This is a genomic window from Glutamicibacter sp. NPDC087344 (genome assembly GCF_044744225.1).
Taxonomy (GTDB): Bacteria; Actinomycetota; Actinomycetes; order Actinomycetales; family Micrococcaceae; genus Glutamicibacter.
The window spans coordinates 558,989-580,333 of sequence record NZ_JBIUXY010000001.1; the positions used below are offsets into that span (position 1 = coordinate 558,989).

The 21,345-nt window shown below is 58.0% G+C and carries 35 protein-coding genes; all 35 read right to left on the reverse strand.

Annotated elements, in window-relative coordinates:
• Positions 1 to 12: 12 nt before the first annotated feature.
• On the reverse strand, positions 13 to 279 hold the full coding sequence (locus tag ACIOWL_RS02490; RefSeq protein WP_400381264.1) for a hypothetical protein: 267 nt from the start codon (positions 277 to 279) through the stop codon (positions 13 to 15).
• A 122-nt stretch (positions 280 to 401) separates the two neighbouring features.
• Positions 402 to 695, reverse strand: a complete 294-nt coding sequence (locus ACIOWL_RS02495) for a hypothetical protein (protein WP_400381266.1) — start codon at positions 693 to 695, stop codon at positions 402 to 404.
• 38 nt (positions 696 to 733) lie between these two features.
• Entirely contained in the window at positions 734 to 964 is a 231-nt protein-coding gene (locus ACIOWL_RS02500) for a hypothetical protein (protein ID WP_400381268.1), read from the reverse strand.
• An 89-nt stretch (positions 965 to 1,053) separates the two neighbouring features.
• Positions 1,054 to 1,626, reverse strand: coding sequence for a hypothetical protein (locus ACIOWL_RS02505; protein WP_400381271.1), 573 nt, complete (start codon positions 1,624 to 1,626; stop codon positions 1,054 to 1,056).
• 9 nt (positions 1,627 to 1,635) lie between these two features.
• Positions 1,636 to 1,926 (reverse strand): hypothetical protein, encoded by a 291-nt coding sequence (locus ACIOWL_RS02510; RefSeq protein WP_400381274.1) that lies wholly within the window; start codon positions 1,924 to 1,926, stop codon positions 1,636 to 1,638.
• A 119-nt stretch (positions 1,927 to 2,045) separates the two neighbouring features.
• Positions 2,046 to 2,303, reverse strand: a complete 258-nt coding sequence (locus ACIOWL_RS02515; protein ID WP_400381277.1) for a hypothetical protein — start codon at positions 2,301 to 2,303, stop codon at positions 2,046 to 2,048.
• A complete protein-coding gene (locus tag ACIOWL_RS02520) occupies positions 2,303 to 2,641 on the reverse strand; it encodes a hypothetical protein (protein ID WP_400381280.1) in 339 nt (112 codons plus the stop codon). The genes ACIOWL_RS02515 and ACIOWL_RS02520 overlap by 1 nt, the downstream gene beginning before the upstream one ends.
• Positions 2,642 to 2,645: 4 nt before the next feature.
• Positions 2,646 to 3,035, reverse strand: coding sequence for a Gp19/Gp15/Gp42 family protein (locus tag ACIOWL_RS02525; RefSeq protein WP_400381283.1), 390 nt, complete (start codon positions 3,033 to 3,035; stop codon positions 2,646 to 2,648).
• A gap of 9 nt (positions 3,036 to 3,044) precedes the next feature.
• Positions 3,045 to 3,350, reverse strand: coding sequence for a hypothetical protein (locus ACIOWL_RS02530; RefSeq protein WP_400381285.1), 306 nt, complete (start codon positions 3,348 to 3,350; stop codon positions 3,045 to 3,047).
• 72 nt (positions 3,351 to 3,422) lie between these two features.
• Positions 3,423 to 4,442, reverse strand: coding sequence for a major capsid protein (locus ACIOWL_RS02535; protein WP_400381288.1), 1,020 nt, complete (start codon positions 4,440 to 4,442; stop codon positions 3,423 to 3,425).
• A 15-nt stretch (positions 4,443 to 4,457) separates the two neighbouring features.
• On the reverse strand, positions 4,458 to 4,850 hold the full coding sequence (locus tag ACIOWL_RS02540) for a head decoration protein (RefSeq protein ID WP_400381291.1): 393 nt from the start codon (positions 4,848 to 4,850) through the stop codon (positions 4,458 to 4,460).
• A gap of 11 nt (positions 4,851 to 4,861) precedes the next feature.
• Positions 4,862 to 5,542, reverse strand: coding sequence for a hypothetical protein (locus tag ACIOWL_RS02545; protein WP_400381294.1), 681 nt, complete (start codon positions 5,540 to 5,542; stop codon positions 4,862 to 4,864).
• A gap of 69 nt (positions 5,543 to 5,611) precedes the next feature.
• On the reverse strand, positions 5,612 to 6,352 hold the full coding sequence (locus ACIOWL_RS02550) for a hypothetical protein (RefSeq protein ID WP_400381296.1): 741 nt from the start codon (positions 6,350 to 6,352) through the stop codon (positions 5,612 to 5,614).
• Positions 6,353 to 7,804 (reverse strand): hypothetical protein, encoded by a 1,452-nt coding sequence (locus tag ACIOWL_RS02555; protein WP_400381299.1) that lies wholly within the window; start codon positions 7,802 to 7,804, stop codon positions 6,353 to 6,355.
• A 120-nt stretch (positions 7,805 to 7,924) separates the two neighbouring features.
• A complete protein-coding gene (locus ACIOWL_RS02560; protein WP_400381301.1) occupies positions 7,925 to 9,460 on the reverse strand; it encodes a hypothetical protein in 1,536 nt (511 codons plus the stop codon).
• A gap of 10 nt (positions 9,461 to 9,470) precedes the next feature.
• Positions 9,471 to 9,920 (reverse strand): hypothetical protein, encoded by a 450-nt coding sequence (locus tag ACIOWL_RS02565; RefSeq protein WP_400381303.1) that lies wholly within the window; start codon positions 9,918 to 9,920, stop codon positions 9,471 to 9,473.
• The gene (locus ACIOWL_RS02570; RefSeq protein WP_400381306.1) at positions 9,914 to 10,345 is read right to left on the reverse strand and encodes a hypothetical protein; all 432 of its coding nucleotides are present in this window, start codon (positions 10,343 to 10,345) and stop codon (positions 9,914 to 9,916) included. Before ACIOWL_RS02570 ends, ACIOWL_RS02565 begins: the two co-directional genes overlap by 7 nt.
• 42 nt (positions 10,346 to 10,387) lie before the next feature.
• Positions 10,388 to 10,945, reverse strand: coding sequence for a hypothetical protein (locus ACIOWL_RS02575; protein ID WP_400381308.1), 558 nt, complete (start codon positions 10,943 to 10,945; stop codon positions 10,388 to 10,390).
• 264 nt (positions 10,946 to 11,209) lie between these two features.
• Positions 11,210 to 11,512: an HNH endonuclease gene (locus tag ACIOWL_RS02580; protein WP_400381311.1), complete on the reverse strand. Its 303-nt coding sequence runs from the start codon at positions 11,510 to 11,512 to the stop codon at positions 11,210 to 11,212.
• A gap of 157 nt (positions 11,513 to 11,669) precedes the next feature.
• Positions 11,670 to 12,320: a hypothetical protein gene (locus ACIOWL_RS02585; protein ID WP_400381314.1), complete on the reverse strand. Its 651-nt coding sequence runs from the start codon at positions 12,318 to 12,320 to the stop codon at positions 11,670 to 11,672.
• A gap of 78 nt (positions 12,321 to 12,398) precedes the next feature.
• Positions 12,399 to 13,868 carry a hypothetical protein gene (locus ACIOWL_RS02590; RefSeq protein ID WP_400381317.1) on the reverse strand — a complete coding sequence of 490 codons (1,470 nt, stop codon included), beginning with the start codon at positions 13,866 to 13,868 and terminating at the stop codon, positions 12,399 to 12,401.
• Positions 13,869 to 13,913: 45 nt separating this feature from the next.
• Positions 13,914 to 14,297 (reverse strand): hypothetical protein, encoded by a 384-nt coding sequence (locus tag ACIOWL_RS02595; RefSeq protein WP_400381320.1) that lies wholly within the window; start codon positions 14,295 to 14,297, stop codon positions 13,914 to 13,916.
• Positions 14,298 to 14,757: 460 nt separating this feature from the next.
• Complete coding sequence (locus ACIOWL_RS02600) at positions 14,758 to 15,357, reverse strand: hypothetical protein (protein WP_400381322.1); 600 nt, start codon at positions 15,355 to 15,357, stop codon at positions 14,758 to 14,760.
• Between the two features lie 208 nt (positions 15,358 to 15,565).
• Positions 15,566 to 15,994, reverse strand: coding sequence for a hypothetical protein (locus tag ACIOWL_RS02605; RefSeq protein ID WP_400381324.1), 429 nt, complete (start codon positions 15,992 to 15,994; stop codon positions 15,566 to 15,568).
• Complete coding sequence (locus tag ACIOWL_RS02610; RefSeq protein WP_400381327.1) at positions 15,987 to 16,301, reverse strand: hypothetical protein; 315 nt, start codon at positions 16,299 to 16,301, stop codon at positions 15,987 to 15,989. Before ACIOWL_RS02610 ends, ACIOWL_RS02605 begins: the two co-directional genes overlap by 8 nt.
• The gene (locus ACIOWL_RS02615; RefSeq protein WP_400381330.1) at positions 16,294 to 16,608 is read right to left on the reverse strand and encodes a hypothetical protein; all 315 of its coding nucleotides are present in this window, start codon (positions 16,606 to 16,608) and stop codon (positions 16,294 to 16,296) included. Before ACIOWL_RS02615 ends, ACIOWL_RS02610 begins: the two co-directional genes overlap by 8 nt.
• A gap of 291 nt (positions 16,609 to 16,899) precedes the next feature.
• The gene (locus ACIOWL_RS02620; protein ID WP_400381333.1) at positions 16,900 to 17,106 is read right to left on the reverse strand and encodes a hypothetical protein; all 207 of its coding nucleotides are present in this window, start codon (positions 17,104 to 17,106) and stop codon (positions 16,900 to 16,902) included.
• 19 nt (positions 17,107 to 17,125) lie between these two features.
• Positions 17,126 to 17,497 (reverse strand): hypothetical protein, encoded by a 372-nt coding sequence (locus ACIOWL_RS02625; protein WP_400381335.1) that lies wholly within the window; start codon positions 17,495 to 17,497, stop codon positions 17,126 to 17,128.
• Complete coding sequence (locus ACIOWL_RS02630; RefSeq protein WP_400381337.1) at positions 17,494 to 17,817, reverse strand: hypothetical protein; 324 nt, start codon at positions 17,815 to 17,817, stop codon at positions 17,494 to 17,496. The genes ACIOWL_RS02625 and ACIOWL_RS02630 overlap by 4 nt, the downstream gene beginning before the upstream one ends.
• Before the next feature lie 28 nt (positions 17,818 to 17,845).
• Complete coding sequence (locus tag ACIOWL_RS02635) at positions 17,846 to 18,148, reverse strand: hypothetical protein (RefSeq protein WP_400381340.1); 303 nt, start codon at positions 18,146 to 18,148, stop codon at positions 17,846 to 17,848.
• A gap of 271 nt (positions 18,149 to 18,419) precedes the next feature.
• A complete protein-coding gene (locus tag ACIOWL_RS02640) occupies positions 18,420 to 18,719 on the reverse strand; it encodes a glutaredoxin family protein (RefSeq protein WP_400381342.1) in 300 nt (99 codons plus the stop codon).
• Entirely contained in the window at positions 18,707 to 18,907 is a 201-nt protein-coding gene (locus tag ACIOWL_RS02645; RefSeq protein WP_400381343.1) for a hypothetical protein, read from the reverse strand. The genes ACIOWL_RS02640 and ACIOWL_RS02645 overlap by 13 nt, the downstream gene beginning before the upstream one ends.
• The gene (locus ACIOWL_RS02650; RefSeq protein WP_400381345.1) at positions 18,907 to 19,695 is read right to left on the reverse strand and encodes a BRO family protein; all 789 of its coding nucleotides are present in this window, start codon (positions 19,693 to 19,695) and stop codon (positions 18,907 to 18,909) included. The genes ACIOWL_RS02645 and ACIOWL_RS02650 overlap by 1 nt, the downstream gene beginning before the upstream one ends.
• Positions 19,696 to 19,750: 55 nt before the next feature.
• On the reverse strand, positions 19,751 to 21,013 hold the full coding sequence (locus ACIOWL_RS02655) for a hypothetical protein (RefSeq protein WP_400381346.1): 1,263 nt from the start codon (positions 21,011 to 21,013) through the stop codon (positions 19,751 to 19,753).
• A complete protein-coding gene (locus tag ACIOWL_RS02660; RefSeq protein WP_400381348.1) occupies positions 21,010 to 21,336 on the reverse strand; it encodes a WhiB family transcriptional regulator in 327 nt (108 codons plus the stop codon). The genes ACIOWL_RS02655 and ACIOWL_RS02660 overlap by 4 nt, the downstream gene beginning before the upstream one ends.
• Positions 21,337 to 21,345: the final 9 nt, after the last annotated feature.

Sequence of the window (21,345 nt, forward strand, 5' to 3'; positions counted from 1 at the left end):
CCCTCTCTGGTGTTAGTCCCAGCCCAGCCGTTTGCGCATGGCGCTGATCGGCGATGCTTTGACCTTGAGTACTTCTTTTTCTTTGGTTTTGTCCCAGGGCCTGAGTGTCGGCTTCGGGACGTCGCTGCGCTTGATCTTGGGGCGCTGCGAGATGATTGTGGCGATAACGCCCAGGGAGTCGAAGATCCCCACGATGTGGTCAACTACCGGGTGATACCACCACCAGTCTTTGCCGTTGATCGCTTTGTTGATTGGGGCGTCAAAGGGCAGCGTGGACATGAGTGCGTAGCAGTCGGACCAGGTGAACTGTTTGGTGGCGACGTCCCGCCACCGCAGGCCGCGTTCGATCAGTGTTGCTTCGAACGCGGCCGGGTGTTTTTTGTGCAGTTCGACCAGTTCGATTATTTTGGGACGCTGGCCAGCTGCCCGTCCTGCCAGGCATTAATGAAGTCCTGCAACTCGTTGCGGTTAAGGTCTCGGTAGGCCTCGATCGCTTCGGGGTCTACGCCGGCTTCGGTGAGCCACTGGGAGACCTTCTGGACTTCGCCGGTGTTCATGGCTTCCACGACGCGTAGCGGCGCTAGGTCGAGTTTGGGGAATTCGAATTCCCCGTCGAACAGTTCGGATTCGAACTTGACGAATTCGTAGCGCTTGGCGGTCTTGCGTTCGAACTTGCGCTTCTTTGATACTGGCATGTCAGCTCCTGTGTGTTTTGGTGGTGGGGTCCTGCCGGCTAGTTGCCGGTGAGGTCTTGGTGGATTTGTTCGCCTAGTTCGTCTACGAACTTGTGGAATCGTTCGATGAATTTGGCGCGGTCCACGTCGATGGGGACCGAGACGCCCGTTGTACTGCGCACGACTTTGCCGCCGGCAACGGGGACGGCCAAGGAACCGATGTGCTGGATTTCTCCGCTTTCGATTCCTGCGTAGAGGTTGATTTCGATTTCGCCCAATAGTGTGGACATGGTCAGCTCCTTGGAAGGGTGTCAGCTCCGTGGTGTGGGGTCCTGCGCCCGGCGGAGCTGACGACTGGGCCGGGCGCAGGAAGCTTTGGTTAGGCTGTGACAGGGATACCGATCAGGGAAACCGCCTTGACACCTTCCGCGTCGGGGAAGGCTTCAACGCTCACTTCGTACCGGATCACGTCCGAGTGCACGAATACGGCGTCGCCGGAGGTGGTGATCTGACCGTCCTTGATCAGTTCGCGCAGGCTGGCTTCATCGTCGCGCATGTCCAAGCAGAAGGCTTTGCGTGGCGGGATTTTCGCGGTCTGCTTGATCTCGATCTTGCCGCGGACGGTGGACGTTGGCGGTGTGATCGTGACGTTCTCTTCGCCGTGGATCAGCTTGAGAACGTCACCGTTGGCGGATTCCAGGAACTGCCAGGTGTAGGTGATGGAATGCTCGGTGCGTACGATCTTGACCGCGTCGCCACCCCAGGCCCGGATCTTCTCGTCTGACGCGTCGGTGGTGCGGGTGACGCCGTCTTCTCCGATGTATCCGCCGCGAATCCAGGCAGCGTCGAGGGCGGTGTCTGCGTCGTCGGGGAACGCTACGCTTTGATCTGCGAAGCACAGGCCACCAGTTGCGGTGATCGGTGCGCCAGTCATAATGGCAGAGATTGCCATGGTGGCCTCCTAAAGGCTTGTTAAATTGAAAGGAGCTGCTTTGAAAAGCAGCTCCACGGTGAAGAAGAAGCCCGGCGTGCCACTGGCATCTTCCGGACGGTAGGTTGGTCTGGTGAGCGTCGAGATGAACCGGACGCCCTTTTCTTGTGTGTGCCAAGCCCGGATCAGACCGTGGAGCTTGCGCGCCACGTCACTGGCTTGCTCCGAATCCTCGTGGTACACGTCCACGGTGATTCTGGCTTGGTCCAGGACTACGTCCTTCTCGCCCAGTCCGCCGGTGTCGGTCACAGTGACCAGCAAGGGCCCCCATTTCCATTTCGGCGGAATGTCCAGATGCGGACCAGCGGTAGCTGGTACCCACTGGGACAGGTATGAAACGGCTCTAGCGATAGGATCTTGGAAGAGCAGTATTTCCGGCATCAGTCTCGCCCCGCATCGATTGCACGGATCAATGAATGGTGCTTTTGGTTGTGGGCTCGTGCTTTGCCCGTGGCCATGACCGACACCGCGCCGCGTGGGTCTTCAAGGACAAGCTCGGTGACTTTGTACCCCATGGCCTCGCCACCGGCGGCCGCGGCTATTTTCTCTCCGCGGCGTTTCAAGTCGGCACGTACTTCTGGCAGTTTTCGGATCTCTTCAAGTGCTTGCTTTTTCCACTTGATTCCTTTGCGTGCCATTAGCCAGCCACCTCCTTGAGTCGCACTTCTGCACCGGGCGCCCACCCGTTGAATGGGTTCACCCATTCACCTGGCACGGCACCGTCAACCTCGCATCGCACACCGCGCACCGTGACCTCGTCGAGAGGGCTAATGCCGGCGCCTGGTGAAAGGTAGATGCTGAATCGTGTGGTGATTTGCTCGCGGCCGCCGTCGGCAGGTTCAGCGACCTGGTACGGCGCTACGGCCACGTGATCTAGTTGCTCGTCGGTGAAGAGCTTCGTGATCTTGCCGTGGCCGTTGACTTGCTCCCCGCTGAACCGGTGCACAATGATCTTTTCCCCGAATTTGAAAAACATGGGATCACCTCGGCATTAGGTTGAAGAATGTTCCCTCGTCGTCATTCTTCGGGGCCAGTAGGCTCAAATCCTGCTTACCTACGTACAGGGCACCGTCAGTGTTCCGGAACGTGGCCGACTGCCCGAACGGGCCTGCGGTGAAGCTCATTTGTGTGATGTTCTCCGGAACTTCTTCCGGCACATCCATGGCTCGCTTGACCATGCGGCACACTACGAGAATGACCAGATCTAGGTCCAAGTCACCGGTAGCGATCCTGGAATCAATGTCTTCGACCTTTGAGCGGATCATCAGCGAAGCTTCTTTGAGCTTCTGCTCGGCTTCTTCTTCATCCTCAGCTGGCAGCGCTTTCCAGTGATTCCGAAGATCCTCGATCGTCGCGAACGGTACAGCCATTTTCAGGCTCTACTTTTCGTCGTTGGAATCGTCGTCGCCGGTGAAGTCCACTTCGCCTGAGCCTTCACCTTCCGGGTCCCCGGTTTCTTGGTTTCCCTCCGCGGGGTTCTCAGGCTCCTTCTCCGGTTCTTTTTTCGGGTCAGGCTTTTGGCTGGTCTTCGCGGCCGCTCGACCTGAAGGCTTGCCAAACGGCTTGTCCAAGACGTGCTCTCCGACGCGGTTGCGAACCCAGTTGGGGGCAATATCGTCGGGCGAGAACTGATGCAGCTTGCCAGTCTCGTCATGCAGTGCAACATGATCGGTAAACTTCGGCATGTTTTGTACTCCTTAAACTGCAATGGCCAGCCCATGAAAACGGGCTGGCCATTGCGTTGAGCCGGTCAGATACTAGAGCACCTTGCCGGCAAGGGTCAGGTTGGTGTTTGGAGCGATCGGCAGCATGATTGCAGAGGCCTTAGTCCACTGCGCGACCGGATCGTTATCCGAGTACGAGCCGACAACGATGCCCGGGTCAACGGTGCTGTCGAGTTTGTAGTCCTCGGACTGCTGCTCTGCGGTGACGCCCCACTGGGTTTCGCCGATGTCGTTTCCTGCTGGCGGCAGGAACAGGATCTTGGTCGGGTCCAGGATGTCCATTGCACTGTTGTCAGCGCCTGCTACCTGAGCTTCGTAGACTTCCAAAGGCGGAATACCAAAGGATCGGAACAGCGCCTGGATCGCGTCAAGGGTGACAATCTGGACCGTCGAGTTCTCTGGCAGCGTCAGGGAGCGGATCTGCGCATTGCGCATCAGCACGGACACGACCCGCTGAGCCACCAAAGTGACTTCTGGCTTGATGCCGTTCGTCGCACGGTACACCTCAACCCATGCCAGCAGATCGTCAATCGGAGTTGATCCAGCGGCGGACCACAAGATCGCAGCCGTTGGGCTGTGCGAGGCCTTACGGCCAAAGTCAGCTTCGATGCCAAGCTTGTTCTCGGTGATAGTGACCTTACCGGTCATCAACAGCTCACCACGCGCCACTTCGGCGCGAGCCAGGATCTTTCGTGCCTGACGCACCCCGTCATCAAGGATCGCGTCCTTGATGCCGTCAACGGACTTGCGAAGCTTGAGGCGGTCGTACTCTCCCAAGCGGATCTTCTCCGAGATCGGAGGCAGTGCACCTGAGATGGTCGAAACACCAGGACGGCTACCGATCGGCGATTCCGTGTCGAAGCTGCGGAACTGCGCAACCTGGGTCAGGCCATTGCCACCAGTCTGACCGCGCCAGTCGATGTCATCAACTGGCTTATCCGGCAAGTACCGATTCAGGCTGAACGTATTCTGCGGGAGGTCTTCCAGCGCTTTTCGAACGTACCCGGTCAGCTCGGCTGGCGAGACGTACTTATCGTCAAGAATTAGTGCCATGAGAAATAGTCCTTTCTAGGCGAAGATGATTCGGCCGGAGGCGGTTGCCTGCACGGCTGGGTCAAGGGCCACCGGCAGGTTTGCCAGCTTCACCCGGCCATGCTCGAACAGTGCCGCGCCGATTGGCGTTGCAACGTCCTGCGGTGCACGAGTAGTGGTGAACAGGAAACCGGCCAGCACTGGGGTGTCCTCCGGTGTAGCGTCGGGCCCGGTATGCAGTCCGTACTTTCCATTACCCAAGTCCATGAGTGGCAGACCTGATTTCAGGTAACCGTCTGGGTAGTGGGTGGCCTTGGTGAAAGTCGAAACGTCCAAGGTGATGCTCTGGGCGGCGTTGGTGCCGTGCGCGGAGCCTAGCCAGGACTGGTTCTCGTTACCTACCGAGCTGCGCTTGATGTTGAGGTCCATGGGATTCTCTCCTAATCCTTCTTGTGTCGTTGGTTGTAAAGATCTTGGCCGGCAGCAAAGCTCTTGCCGTCATGCCCCTTCCCAGTGCCGGAACCAGGCACAGGGTCACCATTTCGGCGTTCCTGGTACCCCTCGTTCGTGGACTGGGTCTCTTTGCCGGCCAGCAGTTCAGCGACCAGCGCCGCGGACGCTGCCAGCTCTTCGGCCGTTCCACCCTGCACCAGCGCCTGATACTTCGCCGGAATCGGCTTCTCAGCTTCGGCGAGCGCGGTAAGTCGCAGGTTCGTTCGGCGAAGCTCTTCTAGCTCTGCGTCGCGTTCTTTCTGCTGCTTTTCTTTGCGTTCGGTGTCGCTGAGTTTTTCGTCCTCGAAGGCCTTGGTTTTGGCCTGCTCGGCTTTCAGTAGTTTGTCCAGGTCGTTGGCTCGTTTACGTTCAGCTTCGAGTGCCTTCTTGCCTGGCTCTTCGAGTTTTTCGCCGCCTTTAGCACCTTCATCGGTGGCTGCCTTGCCCTGGTCGCCGGGGCTCGTCGTTCCCGCGGCGCCGGTAGTGTCGGTGGTTCCGGTGGTTCCGGTGGTTCCGGTGGTTCCGGTGGTTCCGGTGGTGCCGGCTTCGATGAATCGTGCTCCCTGCATTCCCATCGCGGTCATGTAGTAGGGCAGCGGTTCGCAGAAGGTTGGGGTGCGCTTGTGCATGGTGTACTCCTTGTGGGTGGGTGTCTCATCGCGAGACGTGTAGCCGTCCGGGCGTCGCGCCCGGTTAGCTCAGTGGGATAGTTCGTGTACTCCGTCGGTGAGGATGTCGGGGTACATGCGGCGTAGCGCCGCCGTGATTTCATCGATTGAGGGGTTAGCTGAACCGGTGGATTCACGAGCTTTGGTGTAGGCGACGTAGGCGCCTTGGTGGTCGAAATTGTCTGGCAGATCGTTAGCGCCGCGAACGAGGATTGGCTGGCAGTCGCATTCGCCGTGGTACTTGCCGCCGTCTTTGCTGTGGAGCGCTGTTTCTTTGCTGTTGTAAAGCCACGCTGCTGAGCGGCTGGCCAGCGTGAGGCAGAAAGCGCACGTGGTGGCGCCGGTGGGTTGGCGCGCCCATCCGACTTTGTCACGGTTGGCGTTGATCTGGATGGTGTCTCGACCTGGCTGGCGGGTCCACTTGCCAAGTGAGGCCGTAAGCTTTTGGAGCGTGGCGAATGGGTTGTCGGTGAAAAGATCACCGGCGGCCCATCTGACGGTGGCGGCGATCTGCTCGCGGTTAGCTGGCCCTGCGATGTGCTCAGGTCTGGACCCGGGCATCATTTGCCGGTACCAGTCGGCGGAGGCAGCCGCTGCTAGTGGGCCGTATTTGTCCACTAGCAGCGGGAGTAGTTCGATCATGGAGTCTCGGACTTGCTCTGGCCTGCTCAGGTTCAGCGCGTAGAAAATGCTTTCCAGCTCCTCGGTGACCAAGAAAACCAGCTCTTTATTGGCTTCCCTGAGGCGGTCGGCTTCTTCGCGGCTGGCCATCTATTCCTCCGTGGTGCGGATCGTGACCGGTGCGCCGGGGATGAACTCGGCTCCGGTGATTCCGGCGATCTGTGCCGCGGACTCGGCTGTGACGCCGGCGCGACGCAGGTTGCCAAGGATCTCGGCACTGATCTTGAGCTCTTCCTTCGGATGCAAGGTCTTGGCCGCTTCGCCCTGCTGGGCTGGTCGGCCGGCGCTTGATTCCAAAGCCTGCTGCAGGATGCTTTTCTGTCCCGACTGCTTGCGAAACTCGTCAATCTCGGCAATCTCTTCGGAGTCCATGCCGAAGCGTTCCAAGGCCACGCGAGAGCCTTGCAAATCAGGGAATGCGTTCACGAACTTGCTGCCGGAGTCTGCCTGCGCGCCCGGGGTTGGGGTTGCCGGGTTAGAGTATTTCGGCCTGATCTTCGACATCTCTTTTTCGATGTCCTGCATTTCCTTGTCAGTTTTACCGAACGACAGCAGCGACAAGGCGGAGCGCTTGGCACTGTAGGCGTAATAGTCCTTCTGGTTGACGCACACGGCGATCAGCCCATCCTCTGCGGCGCGGATCGCGTCAGCGGAGGACGGGTTGTCGTGCACCACGCCAAGCTGGCCCAGCGGGATGTCGGTTTCAGCATGGAAGTTCATGGCCACCGATTTCAGCAGCTCGGAGTGAGGCTGGAATGAGGCCTGACTGAGCTGTTTGAAAGCCGGGGTGCGCATGTCGCCGGTTTCGACGTCACGGTAGCCAGGAATGCCCCAGATCGCGCCGATAGCGCGCATGGGGTCAATCCGGTTTCCCTTCTTGTCGTAAAAGGCGCTGCGGTGAGCGTCTTCGAGGACACCTCGCGGGGCTGAGTAGAATTCCGCGTTTGTTTCCTGGCGGAGGATCGTGCGCACGGCCCGGTCAATGTGACGCATCACCGCACGATTGATACGGGATGACCCGAACGGGCGGCGGAGCTCAGGCGCCCACATGTACGGCGAGCAACGCACCCGGCGGGTGCTGGTGGCGTACTCGTCTGCCACGACCCATTTGCGGCCGCGTAGCTCCAAGTTAAGCGTCACGTAGGGCAGGTACAGCAGATGGTTGTTCCGGTCCACGATTTCGAGTCCCGCCGTGACCTGGTGGGTGCGCGGGTTGATCATGGCTGAGGCCATGGTTGCGTCACGAACGGTCGTGATCGCTTCGGGCTCCCCGTTCTCCGTGTCTCCGGGTGTGAAGAACATGAAGCTGCAGGAGGTCTGCGCGGCCGCATGCTGTGCCAAGCTTTCCAGGCGGCGAAACTCGGTCATTTCATCCAGCTCTTGCAGAGCGGTCAAAGTGTCGCTTTGCGCGCCAGCGAAGCCTGTGCGGCGAATGCGTGCTGAGGGCACGTTCACGGCCTTGGCGGCCCAACCGATGACGACTTCCAGGTTCTTCATGTCATCGGGTATGGAGAAGCCGATGTAATCGAGCTTGTTTTTCATATCGTAGTAATCAAGCTTGAGCTTGTTACGGCGATACTTCACCTGGATGCGATTTCGAAGCTCAGAATGAATCTGGCTTTCATCCTCTGTCAAGGACCGAACCACTGGCCACCTCCTTCATTATCCGAATCCATGTCCGGTTTCTTGCTGTGCCAGCTCGCCAACGCGACGGCGAACGAATTTCACGGTTCCGTAATGCGCGCAAACCACGCTCATGACGGGGTGGAACGGTTTGGTTAGGTCCATCGGCACGAACTTCCACTGCTTGCCGGTCTTATCGACGTTGGCTTTGCCGAGGCCTTCCACCGACTGGTCAAGACGTGGCTCGTTGTGATGCTCGATTGTCTTATCTCGCATCACCGCGTCATAGAAACCCATCGACGCTTCCACAAACTCCGAACCGGCCAGCACGTAAACTTTCATCTTCTTTTTCTTCAAGTGCGGCACCAGCGAAACCGCCGGCGAGCGCCCGTCGATGACGATTGGGTGGATGCGTTTGGCTCGATCCCAGAGGTAGGAGACAAGCTTGGGTGTGCCGCCCTCGTCATAGCGTGCAGCGGCGATGAGTTCCACCACGATCTTTTGTTCGTCGTCGGGGACGTAGGAGCCTACGCTGATGGAGACTTTGTTTCGTTCCAAGCTCATGTCGATACCGAAAGCGCCGGTCTGCCAAGTTTCGGCAATTGCTTTCGCTGGCGGTTCGGTGGCAAGGTCGTTCCATCGTTCATCCGGGATGATTGAGATGTGGTCCAAGGATTTGGGCCAGATGTTCAGCCGTTCCCGGGCAAATGATTCCGCTGAGAACTGGGAGAGCTCACCGGCGATGGTTGAGGGCAGGATACGCCGGTTATAGGCGGGGTTGCCGTTCGCGTGGTTCTCGACGTCCTGGACGAACTGGGCCAACTCTTCGGGGGTCATGTCTTCCACGAATCCGCGAGCGCCGAACTCTACCCAGGCCACCTTTTCCTTCTTCTTGAGCGCGTTGGTTCGCACACGCATGAAAGGAAGGCCGTTTCCCTTACTTAGCTCCTCTGTTGAGGGTGGGGTTCCCATGTAGATGGTCATCGGGTTTTGGGCTGGCCCGGCCGAGATGGTGGGCAGGAGGGCCTGCAGCTGGTCTTCGTGAAGATCCTGTGCTTCATCGAGCACCAAGACGTCTACGGTGAAGCCACGGCCGGAGTTCTTCGAACGGGCAATGAATTCGATGGAACCACCGTTTTTCAGGAAGATTGCTTCCTGGCCGTTGGTGTTTCGGACTTCCGAGACCATGGCGTTGAGTTCGGGGAACTTCGCGGCCTTGTCGTTGGCTTCGTTTCCGAAGAAGTGCTTGAGTCGCAGGAACGCTTTACGGGCGGTCTTTACTTCCTGCGCGGTGTGCAGAATCTTTCGGGACAGTTGGGCCATGAGGTACAGCTCAACGATTTCCAACGCGCCGTTTTTGCCGTTCTGACGGGCCACCGTCACTCCAGATACTGCGCAGGCCCACATCTGATCGGTTGTGACACGCAGCCAGGAGCACACGACGGTCTCTTGCCACGGGTCAGCGGTCAGACCGTACTTTTGGGCGTACCAGATCGCATCTTCGCCGTGCTCGTCGGAAAGCTCCGCGCCTTCGGGGGTGGTGTTGAACCGTGGGATTTGTGAGCCCAGGAGCATGATTCACCGCCTACCCGCTGTTGCGTGCTGCCTCCCGCGCTTTGCGTCTGGCGGCCAGTTCGTCATCCACAGATGGTGGAGCTTCTGGCGTTGGTTGATTCTGAGGTTGAGCGTCTGGATTGCTCTTGCTGGCCGCGGCCTTCAGCCGGTGCACTTCAGCCGCAAGTTTGCGGAAGTTGTCCTGCTGCTGCCGGCCTTCCATGAGCACGCCGCGGAAGTCGAGCTTGATTTCGATCTTCTCGGGGAACTCCTCCATGTCCTCGATGGTGGCTCGCATCAAGTCAAGGACACCTTGGCCCTGAATTGCTTTGTCCAGGTCATCGAGGCGGTCAGCGGCTCGGGCGGCTTCGGTCGCCACCTCGACAACCAGCGGATTACTTTCTCCCTCAGTCAGCGACCGGAACAGCTTTGAACCGCGCTCACCCAGACCAGTAGGAGTGTTCTCCTTCTCGGTCAGCATTGCCATTCCTCACAGGTCGCGACGGTGATCAGATGCAGGTCTTCGCGCAGGCCCAACATTCTGGTCAAGATTTCTACGGTTTCGTCGATGCCATACACGGCACCGGGGACAGGTCCACGATGGAGCAGCTGCCGGTAAGAGATGACGCGGTCTTGCTTGCGAGGTAGACCGGCGCGCTGGGCGTGGTACTGCGCTATGCCAGCGTCGCAGGTTATCAGCACGCGGCGTTCGTCTTCCATGAGCCATTGCAGCGCCAGCTTAGTCTTGCCCTCTTGGCGCGAACCTGTGATCACGTGCACAACCCCCTCGCGGAAGCCGGGAGCTTCAATGTGCTTGAGCATCTGCTTGCTCTGTTCCATGGCGCGCAAGCGTTCGGCGGTGTTCTCTAAGAAGTCAAGAGCCTTACCGATCATTCGATTCTTCATCACAACCTCCTGGCGGCACCGGCGAGCGCCACAGCAGGCGCGTTAGACCGGGATGATGAGCGGTTTGAGCTTGGCGGTGGTGCCACGAAGCGGTGTTCCCATGGCCATGTATCGACCCATGGAGTAAATTTCGATGTTTCGGCCGTCTCGGAGTCGCTGGCCGCGGCGTGGAGCCATATGGCCCCAGATGTGGAGACCGTTTCCGGACTGGGATATTTCGGTGAACGTGCCGGGGTTCGCTTCCAGGACTTCGGCAGCCCATGGGTGCAGTTTGCCGGCCGAGTCGAAAGCGTGGTCCAAGTCGATGACGCCGATTCCGGAGCCGTCCAAGACGAAGCCCATGCCGACACCAGCCGTGGAGGCCTTGGCCTCACGGTAGGTGGTCCAACCGTCCGAAGCATTGACTGATGCCAGGGTGCCTGAAGTGGTCAGCGGTCGCTTCATCGCGTCACGGCGTACCCAGCAGGTGCGCTTCTTGAGTTCGGCCGGCATACGGCGACTGGCGCGGTGGCGAGAAACGCGGCAACGCACGGAGCAGAACCGGGCGCGGCTGCTACGCCATGACGCCAGATCCTTATCGCAGTGCTCGCATTTCTTCATGAGACTATTCTACCAAACTGTAACGGTAAAAAGCCCGGAATTACGCGGTTTTTCAAACCAAAACCCCAGGTCAGCACCTCGCACACCGGCGAGCGCGCAAACTCACCATAAAACACCTAGTCAACCGGGGGTAGAATTCTAAAATTCCAAGTCAGAAGCTCGGGGGGATATCAACCTATGCCCGGGGTGGGCGAGGTTCGGACCCCCGGGAGGGGGTGCCCCCCAGGCCCCAGATTCAGAAATGCGCCGGCCCGGAATGCCTGATCACCAGCGCCCGGAATTGCGCAACGGCGCGTGATGAACGATCGTTGCCGGTTTCGACTTTTTACCCTTCGACTGATTGCAGCGACGACAGATCACCCAAAGGTTGCTCTCGTCATCAGTGCCACCCATTGCATAAGGGATGATGTGATCCACCTCAGCACTGTTAGGCACCTGCGCAACAGTCCAGTTCAACACCACATCACAGAACGGGCAATTGGTCTGCGACTCGTTGACCCTGCAACGCCACCGCACACGCTTCACCAAGCGGCGCCACTCGGCAGTACCTGTCCGGGAGGTTGCCATGCGCACCTCCCACGACATGAGCCTTAACGAAACGGAGGGCTGGCCATCCGGCCAGCCCTCCTTCAGTATCACGTCACTGTGTATTGGATACACGTGTAGCAAGTGGCTTCAGCATACACCATCACCCCATCGAGTATGCAAACCGAGAACACCGCACCTAGTCCTGCTCCCTGGTGTCCTGCTCAAGCTCATGGATACTAGACCCCTGCCACCTGGCCCCGCAGACCTTGCACTCAATCACCACCGCCGGATCAGACTTAGGACGAATCACCGCGACCACCGCACGATTTCGAACCGGCTCACCAGCCACATCCTCAATCACATGAGACGAATGGCAGGCCGGGCACACGCGACGCATCTGCACCACCGTCGGAGGATCGAATAGCTCATCAATCGACCGCACCCACGAACCAAGCACCTTGTGGCACTCATCGATCAGCTCCGGATGATCATTCAACGCATCAACCCAGAACCGGATACGTGGAGCAAGCTTGTCAGGTCTCGCCTCAGGATTCGGCAGCAACCAGACCCGCTCATTCATCTCACGCTCAATATCCTGCATTAGTGACAACGCATCAGCAGACACCGGCAACCCTGGCTCAACACCGCCACCACCACCAGAACCAACCTCACCCGAAGGCTTGATCTGCTCCTGCAGCTCCAACAGCAACGGCTTCTGCATACCCACACGCAGACCCTCATCCTCAACCTGCAACATCTCAGGCGACCACTCCAACAGCCGATCACGCAGACGCCAAGTCCTAGCACGCTTCAACTGCTGATCAACACTCAACTGCAACGATTCCACGCTTACTCCACTCAAAGACTCTTGAACACAACCCCAACAACCACAACCAGACCTGCCTGAACAATCAGTAGCCACAGGTCACCTCTTCCTCTTACGCGGTCTCTTACGTCTACGAGAAGGCTTAGACCCATCAGCAGACACCGAAGCCCCAGAATCAGCGTGCCCGGCCCTACCAGACCCAGCCCGACCCATCCCGTCCCTACCCGACCCGGCAAACCCAGATCTGACATAGCTTGAACCTGTGGTCTGCATTTGATCGGGTTTTGATCGCTGTTCGGTCGGCATTTGATCGCCAACATGGTTCAACCGTTCGCCCTGGCCGCTGGAATCATCCATCGCCTGCCCTGGTTCGGGATCCATAGCTTTCTGATCTTCTGACGCTCTAACAGCGCTTTCAGCCGGAGCCTCACCGCGCACGGGAGGTTCAACAGCTTCAGCCGGAACCTCAACCGCCGGAGCGGGAGATTCAACAGCGGTCGCAGCAGGTCCAACATCAACGCTCTGGTTCAACCGTTCACCCGGGCCCGCGGCAGCTTCCACCGCACGCCCTGGTTCGGGAGCCTGAGACCCTGAGCTCACAACCTGCTGATCATCGTCCAACTCAGCAACCGTCGGGAACGCCAACAAATCCGAATGCGATCTGTAATCCTGGACAGCAGTAACCGCCGCACCAGGAGACTCAACCACAGCAACCTTGCCCGACTCAGAAGCAACAACAGCCGGAGCCTCACCGCGCACGGGAGGTTCAACAGCCTCAGCCGGAACCTCAACCGCCTGAGCGGGAGATTCAACAGCCTTCTGCTTCCCAGCCACCACAGGCGCCACGGGAATCTCAGTTTCCACACGATGCTCAGTCGCTAAAACGCGATGACCACACTTCTCAAACAGCCACTTCGCAGTCGCCACGCTATAGTACGGCGAACTCGGAACCGACCTAAGCTTCTTATCCCAACTATCACCCTCTTGTCTCGAAGAATTACACGACTTACACGCAACAACCAGATCATCCGTCGAAACGTCTTCACCAGGCTTCAAATGATCGATAGTCCCCATCCGCGCTGATCTGCGGTCTGCATCCCACCGAGTAATCCGCCCACACCACCGGCACTCATCACCATCACGCAACCGCACAGGTCCCGTACGCTCCGAATTACGGTTATCGTACTGACGCTGCGCTTCCCACTCCTTCTCAGAGCGAAGAATCATGTGGAAGAGGTCCTTTTCCTCCACCAGCTTCAGCACACTCCGCGGCTGAGTGCCCGTCACATTGCCCTTATCATCCGTGATTTCTTCCTGAATAACCCGCTCAAAAAAGATCCCACAGAAAACCGCCGCCGCCTTCAGCTCCTCGTACCGCCCAAAGGCCATACTCCTGGCAATACCCGTCGGCACCACATAATCCATGTCATGAGCTGCCGACTTCGTAGCACACCGGTTCACCCACCCATACATCTCATTCAGCAGCCGGTCATCGTAGTCTTTCCACTCCAAGATACGCATGACCAACGGATGATCTGCCGCAATATCCGACTGCTTCAACCAAGACATGTGTGGTGGTCCTTCTCGTATCTTCCAATGGATCTAACCGCGTCATCACAACGCCTCAACATCATTCGGGGAATCCCTATCAGACATCCCCTGACAACCAAGCAACTCCCGCGACGACGGCGGATCATCACCAGGCCGCGGCAGAACCGACTCAACCCGAACCACCATCCGCGGATCATTCCGGCACTCCAACAAATTCCCGTTCCACCGCGCCTTCACATGCGTGAACATGTTGCCATGCAACACCTCAGTAATGATCCCGTGCCACGCATCCCGACCCGTCACCCGAATCTGCAACCCCATATGATCAATCAAATTCAACCGACCCATCTGGATCTCCTCCATGTCCCGCAGCGCATCAACCTTCTGCACCACATCCCACGAACCAACCGGCGGCCGCGGCTTCCCCGAAGCTGGCAACTTACTCACTTCTCCCATTCCCCTTCCAAGTCAAAACCCTGATCAAAACCCGACAAACACAACCAAACAAGAACCAGCACACCGTCGCCCAAGACCTAGCCATCACGGCCACCACCACCTCCTCACACCATGCAGCGCTCGCCGCACGCCTTTCTTCGTGACCAGCCGGCCAACTTCGAAACCTCTCAGATACTGGCCCCCGCGCCTTTGTGCGAGATCCAGCAGACGTAGCCTGGCAGCACCGCCGCGGACTCGGGCTCTACCGGCCCAGTAGCCCATTTCGTAGTCAAGCCCCTTGCCCCACAAATGCAGGTATTCCATAGTTGAGGATCCAAGATTGCCGTCCAGCAAATAGACCGGCTCAGCCGGCGCACAATTCAATTCGTTGCTATCCGCTTCGTCGTCTACAGCCATGAATGCATCCAGTGTGTGTAGGCGGTCATGATGAAATCCCAAAACCAAGAACCGATCACTGGATGCCCCGGATCTGCTGGGCGCGGCGTTCGATTTCAGTGAGCGTGCCGCCCAATACCCTCTGCCACCACAGGTGGGCTACGCGCACTGATGGGTGGACGTAGTCCTCAGACGATTTCACCGGGCACTGCAATTCGTAAACGTAGCGAATCTTCGCGGCCGATTCTTCCAACGCTTCTGCTTTCGCTACGGCGCGTATCCCGGCCAACCAACGGTCGAATTCGGCGCGTGCCTGACTACGTACTTCTTTGAGGTCTGCTGGATCTGTCACTGAGTCCCATGCCACCTCGTAGGTGCCGCGGGCGACTGCCGTTGTCGGCGTGTATTCCCCGCTGCACGTCGCTTCGTGCTGCTCATCAGGTGCGCCTTCGTATGGGTTTTCGGTGTCAGCATCTTCTGCTCCCCAGCCTTCATACCAAGCGCGGCGTTTCTGCTCCCTCACGTGCCGTTCTAGGACCTCAGCAACATGAGCGCGATGAAGATCTTCCGGCCGCTTGCCGATAGCTCCCGAATGCCACCCGCAGATACACAGAACACCGATCCCACGCTGACCCATAACGCGCAGATGCATTTCGAGGATTTCGAGAATTTTCACGATTCCACCTCCGGTCTAATAGCTTTGTAAATTTCCTGAATCTGGTTTGCCGTCAGCCACGCAAGCAACAAAAGTGATCCCGGGCGCAAAACATTCAGAGCAAGCCAAGCGCTGAATCCATCGACCTCTGCAAAATCTGCAACAGGAGTGGTGGCAACGCTTGTCAGACTTGCACCCCAGAAAAGCGCCCCAGTGATATTCCTCGTCTTCATGAATCCACCCCCGGCTCATGAATAACGACGGCAGGCAAATAACGGGCCATCAACGCACTTTGATATCCGGCACCGTCACCAGCCTGCATCCAGATCCTGTCGGTGCCACCAATGGTGCATAGCTCGAACGGCACACGTCGCACAAGCGGCGGTATCGTGAACATCGCGACCGTTGCGATGGGCAGCGCTTCCAGCTGCTCCACCTTGGTCACTTCTCGCTTGGCCGCAGTGAGGTAAGCACTAGCATGACGCGCAATTTCTTCGACTTTCTCTGCGCGCATCTTTTTTACGCCCTCACGGGCCTGCTCGATAGTGAAATTTGGAAGCTTAGCCAGTGATTTTTCGAACTTCCCGTTATACAAGTGCGGGTATTCTGCCTGCGCTGCCTGCTCAAGCAAAGCCGGATTCATTGGATACTCAGGCATTGGCATTTCTCCTCTTGTAGTCCCAGGTGCATTCGTAGCCGTTCCATACAATCCGGACGGCCCGGCCGGGATAGATGGTTACCGGTGCGCCAGGGCCGTCGTAGGTCTCCTCTAGCGACGTGTTGTTCACCCATGCCAGTTGCCAGCATTCATGACCGCCGGCTACAGGGTGGCCAGGATCATGCCCTATGCAATACTCCTCGCCCCATCCTTCGGCTTCACAGCCTGGACGCGTCCGGCAATCCGCGTTCTGGGCGGCGTGGCATTCGATACGCAGACCATCCGCGCTGATCTTGTGATCACTCATTATCTTCACCAAACTGCTCAACGTGAGTCAGCTGCGCAACCGAAACATCACGCTCATATCTCGCCTCGAAAGGCAGCGGCTTCATGGTCTCGAAAAACCCTGATTCACTCCGCAGTACCCAATCGCCAGACGGCACTCGCGTCGGACCTAAAATCGTCCGCCACTCAATCCAAAGATCTTCGTTGCCCTTGATATGAATGCTCGCGCCTTGAGGCATCCAATTTCTCAGCAACTCGACATTCTCTGGAAGAACCTGCACCGCTTCAACTACTTCTGGCTTCTTCCGGAACTTCAACGGTTCATTCATTAGTTCTCTCCTTACTTGATCGTTTCCAAAGGGTTTGTTCGTTTCTGTGCTGGCACAGATCACGGGAAGCTCAACGCCAACGAGAACGGCGCTTAGGAACTCGCGCATGCCGGCCGCGCCCAACATGCCTGGGCACTGCGGTTCGGGGATGCACCTGGTGGAAAGCAATTACTGCACCTCTTTCCAGATAGGCTCGCGGAGCTACCTTCACGTCGTTGAAAGCTCGCCGGAAGATCTCGCGCTCCCAGCTATCCGTCTCAAAAACGAGAGCCAATAAGTCCGCGAGACTACTCACCCTTCACCCCTGAGCATGGCTGCGGTCTGGTTTTCCAAAATTGCGATGACCATTTTCTCTGCGTTGCTCTTGCCCCAGCCCTGCGCGATGAACTTCTGACGGATTCCTGTCGCAAAATCCACTCCGCTGTCAGCGGCAGCCAAACTTTCGAGAAGCTTTTCCCCTGCCTCGACTCCGGCGGACTTCTGAGTACGGTTGTTCATGAATACGTTCCCCTTTCGACTACTGCCGGTATCCGGTGAGCTCAACCCTGACGAGTCTGTGAAGAACCAGCTCGCCCAGAAGCCACATGTCTTGATGGATGCCCGTGCGAGCAACCAGCTCGATCTTCAGCCGGTCCTCTCGGTCACCAACCCCCACCGCCTGAATTCGCGCTGGGAAGGTCTTCAGTTGCTCCCCGGCCCCTAACTGCAAGAGGGGAAGGATCGCCTCAATCTGATGCAACCCGAAACTTTCATCATCGCCTCGCTGATCCTTGAAACCGCATTCTTCACAGATCCATCCGCGACCATCCGGGCGTGCTTGGTGCTTGGTCAACTCTGCGTAGGCTGAAACAACCTGCTCACTGAACCGTGGCTCTCGCTTCGCGTTCACAGGGCACCAACCTGACCAGTGGCCCAAGGGCCAACTAAAACAAAATCACGCTTGAGCGACTGCTGCGGCAAATCTCCACGGATCGCTCTCAATGCCTGGTACGCAGGTTTGATTAGGGTCTCCTCGACGTCCTCCGCGAGAAACTTGAAGGCCAACCATGGCTTCCCTTTGACTCGCTCCCGGCGAACCTCCTGCCGTGCATCCTGCAAGGCCTGCATCAGGTTCTTCTCATACAAAGCTTTCAAGCGCGGTTGCCCTGTCGCCTCAGCATGAGCGCTCTTCCTGGCCAGCTCAATGGCCCGTGAAATGTTCGTGCTCACCGATTTCTCCTTTCTTCTTTCATGCCTCTCAGGCCTCCACCAAGAAGCCCGAGAACTGTCGTGCAGCTCGCCCCGTCGAATCAATGATCAGGGCAGAGCCACGAACCCGATTGCCCTTAGGGTCCGCAGGTGTCCAGGCCAAATCGTCGCGCCGGCAAAGAACGAGCTCCACCAGATCGTCAGCGTCAAAAAAGGCTTCCAGGGTGCCACCGGTCTTTCCCTCCACAAACTGACGGACAGCCTCATCGGCTATCTTCGGCTCGCTGGTTCCCATGACAATCCACCGGTTCCCGTCCTCGCCTAGCTCATGGACATTGATGTGATTCGCCATTACTTCCCCTGCTTCCACAGCGACGGGAGGTCCGCAGTCGCCACAATGAATTCCGCGAACTTCCAAATACCCAAAGCGCCCAGCACGACCGCAACGAGGGGCCATGCCCACGAAGCCAAGACGATTCGCGAACTAATCCGGTAAGCCTTCTCCGCAAAGCGAACGCTCTCGCTAGTCACCAGAACCAGCCCCATGAAAAGGAGCGGCACGACGAAGCAAGCCACTACGCCTAGCGCATACACCTGCACCCAAAGGGCCAAGGATTCCCACGTCATGCCCTAACACCCCGACTCGGATTCAAGATTTCGGACAGGACGTAGTCTGGTCTATGCCCAAACCACTGAACCCGATCCCCGGATTCGTCATCCGTAACTTCCACCAGGGGCATGGACGGCGCAACGCCCTGTGCCTCAGCTACCGCCTTGAGTGCTGCGATCATCGTTTCGTCATCATCTGCGACGTGCACCGTCGCGAACGGGACTTTCTTTCGATTCAGGAGGGAGGTCGTGCGGACACACTCACCGCACCCATCCTTCGTATACACAGTGACTTGGCGACTCAACGGCGCCACCCCCGGTGGCGACGGTCGAAATCATCGAAGTCACGATTCATGCGGGAGAACTGCCTCAGCACGAACGCGAAAACGGCAATTACCAGGGCGAGCGCTACGGCAGCGAAAACGCAGTACAGCACGATGATGATCGGACCGTACTGCTCAATGAGCCCTCCCACGCTTCCCATCAGCTCTTCAACGGTCATTAGCTTGCCTTCTTTCCATAGATTGGTTCACCGGCGGCGATCCTGGCCACGGCCGCATCCCAGAGACGCCCGGCCCCGCGGTGCGTGAGTCTGACTGAGAACACAACACGCTCCTTGTCCCCACTACCGATGATTGATTCCTTGACTTTCACCCAGTCCGACTTGACCGCCTGCGCGGTGGCCTGGTTGCGGCGGACGGTATCCCCGCGGATGATGATGTGCAGCTCGCCGGCAAGATCGAAAACATCCTGATGCAGCACCTTCACCGACGGTGCATTGGACAGTGCCCAGACCTTCAACTGGTTTGCGAGATCGCTGATTGTTTGCAATCCTTCGGCCTGCCGGTACATGTCGATTTGAGCCACCTTCGGCCGGGCCGCTTCCAGCTCCTGAGCCTGGTTAGCCACGACAGACTGCAGCTCGCCCACGATTTCCAGTGCGCGTTCTTCCAAGGTCTTTGGTTTGACTTCGTACATCCCCGTGCGTCGAATCGCCGGCAACACTTCACGAGTCATCCACTGTTTGAAGGCCTTCGCGCCTTCCACTTGCGAACCCAACACTGCGAGGTATAGGCCCGGCTCGCTGATCACCGTCATCTGCTGCTCACCTGAGGGGGTACGCACTGGACGCGTACCCCTGTCTTCAGCATCAATGCGGCGGGTCATATCTGATGCCATTCGGTATCCGAGAATCTTTGCCACGTCCGCAGCGACAAACCACGGCTCACCATCGACCAGCAACGTGCGAACCGAGTTACCCTCGAACACATATTTCTGAACGTCGTTCACATTCCCCTCCTTACAAAGCTTTTAGTTTGTTTATTCGAAAACAATGTTTTTCTGTTTACTGATCGTTCACAGGCATTCGAACCGGCATGATCAGCTGCTCTAGAACCACCTGGTCTAGCGGTTCGACCGCGGAAGTCAGACGAACCGGTTTGCCGTTCTCGGTCGTGCTGATACGGACTTTGTCCCCATGAATTGCCTTCAGCGCCGCGCCGTAGAAGGTCGGATTGAATGCCGTCCGAATTTCTTCGCTACCGTCGGAGGGGATGAGTGGGGACTTCGCGGTTGCATTTTCGCCGTCCAGCGTCCCGGTGATCTGCAGCGCCATGCGATCCTTGGTGCTGGTCAGTTGCAGAGGTATGTTTCTTGCCAAAGTGGAGCCGATGACTTCAGCCGCCCTGAGCATGGACGCCGCCGAGACCACAGTGTGCGCTTCGCCCTCACGCTGCAGCAGACTGCCCAGCATCGGGTATTCCCCTTCAACACCCATGGCTGAAACGGCGAACCGCTCACCGCGCATCGTGATCTGCTGGAAATTGCCCAGGCGCTCCCACTCGCTGACCACTGTGAACTTCATGTCACCGGGCTTATCCAGCAGTGGTCGAATTCGCTTCCAGTCGGAAAGCCGAATCAGAACTTTCCCTTTGAAATCGCAGCGGGTCGGCACCCATGCTCTGGCGACACGGTATCGGTCGGTGGCGCAGGTCGTAATGCGATCATTTGAGAATTCAACGAGCACGCAGGTGAGCACTGGCAGTGCCTCGTCCTTTGAAATCGCGTGCATTACCTGATCGATGACATTCTTGAACGCCTGAACATCAAGGTTGATCTGGTGGCGCGGACCGCGAGGCTGAACTGGCTGTTTCAATAAATCGTTGAAAACTGTCTCATGGGAATCGTTTGCCAGGACTGACGGGACACCAATCTCAAAACCGTCAGCGATCATCGTCAAACGGCTCTGCCGGTCTTCCTCGATCCATGTCCAGCTCAGCGTGACTTCCAGATCCTTCTCAGCGCCTCGCGCAATGGTGGTCAACGTCGAAATAATGAACTCGCCTTGCACCAGCCGGCGGGTGGTTGGCCCGTCTGCTAACTCGCCGCGAGTGACGCACAGCCCGGTGTAGTAGTCGAACGTCTCAGCCTTGAGGAAACCAGACTCTTGAAACTCCAATGCCGTCAGCGCAAGGTGCGGCGCCGGCTGGCGCCCTGGCACTTTGACTTTCTTCAACATGGACATCAGCTCACGTGCCGGCAAGGTCAGCTTCGCGTCACGGCTCAGGTCGTCGGTTGTAGCTTCGGTGCGCTCTAGGGTGGTAGTCATTGCGTTCTCGCTTTCTTCTTCTCGTTTGCTTCGGCATGTCTTTTCAAGCGGCGGCGGTTCTTACGCTGTTGTTCATCTAGGCCGCCGTAGATCCCGTAGTTTTGGCTGTTTCCGGTTTCTTCGCCGTGCTCGTAGCAAATGCTCATTACAGGACAGGTTGCGCAGATCTTCTTTGCGGGTTCGGCAGCGAATGGAGCTTTGCTTATCGGGAAGAAGGGGTCTCCGTCTTTTCGGAAGTTCCATGTTCTGGCCATGACAGCGCAGGCAGCTTCGTCCATCCAGGCGCTGGGATCTGTCGAGATGTCCGGAGCTTGCTGGATCATCGAGGGGAT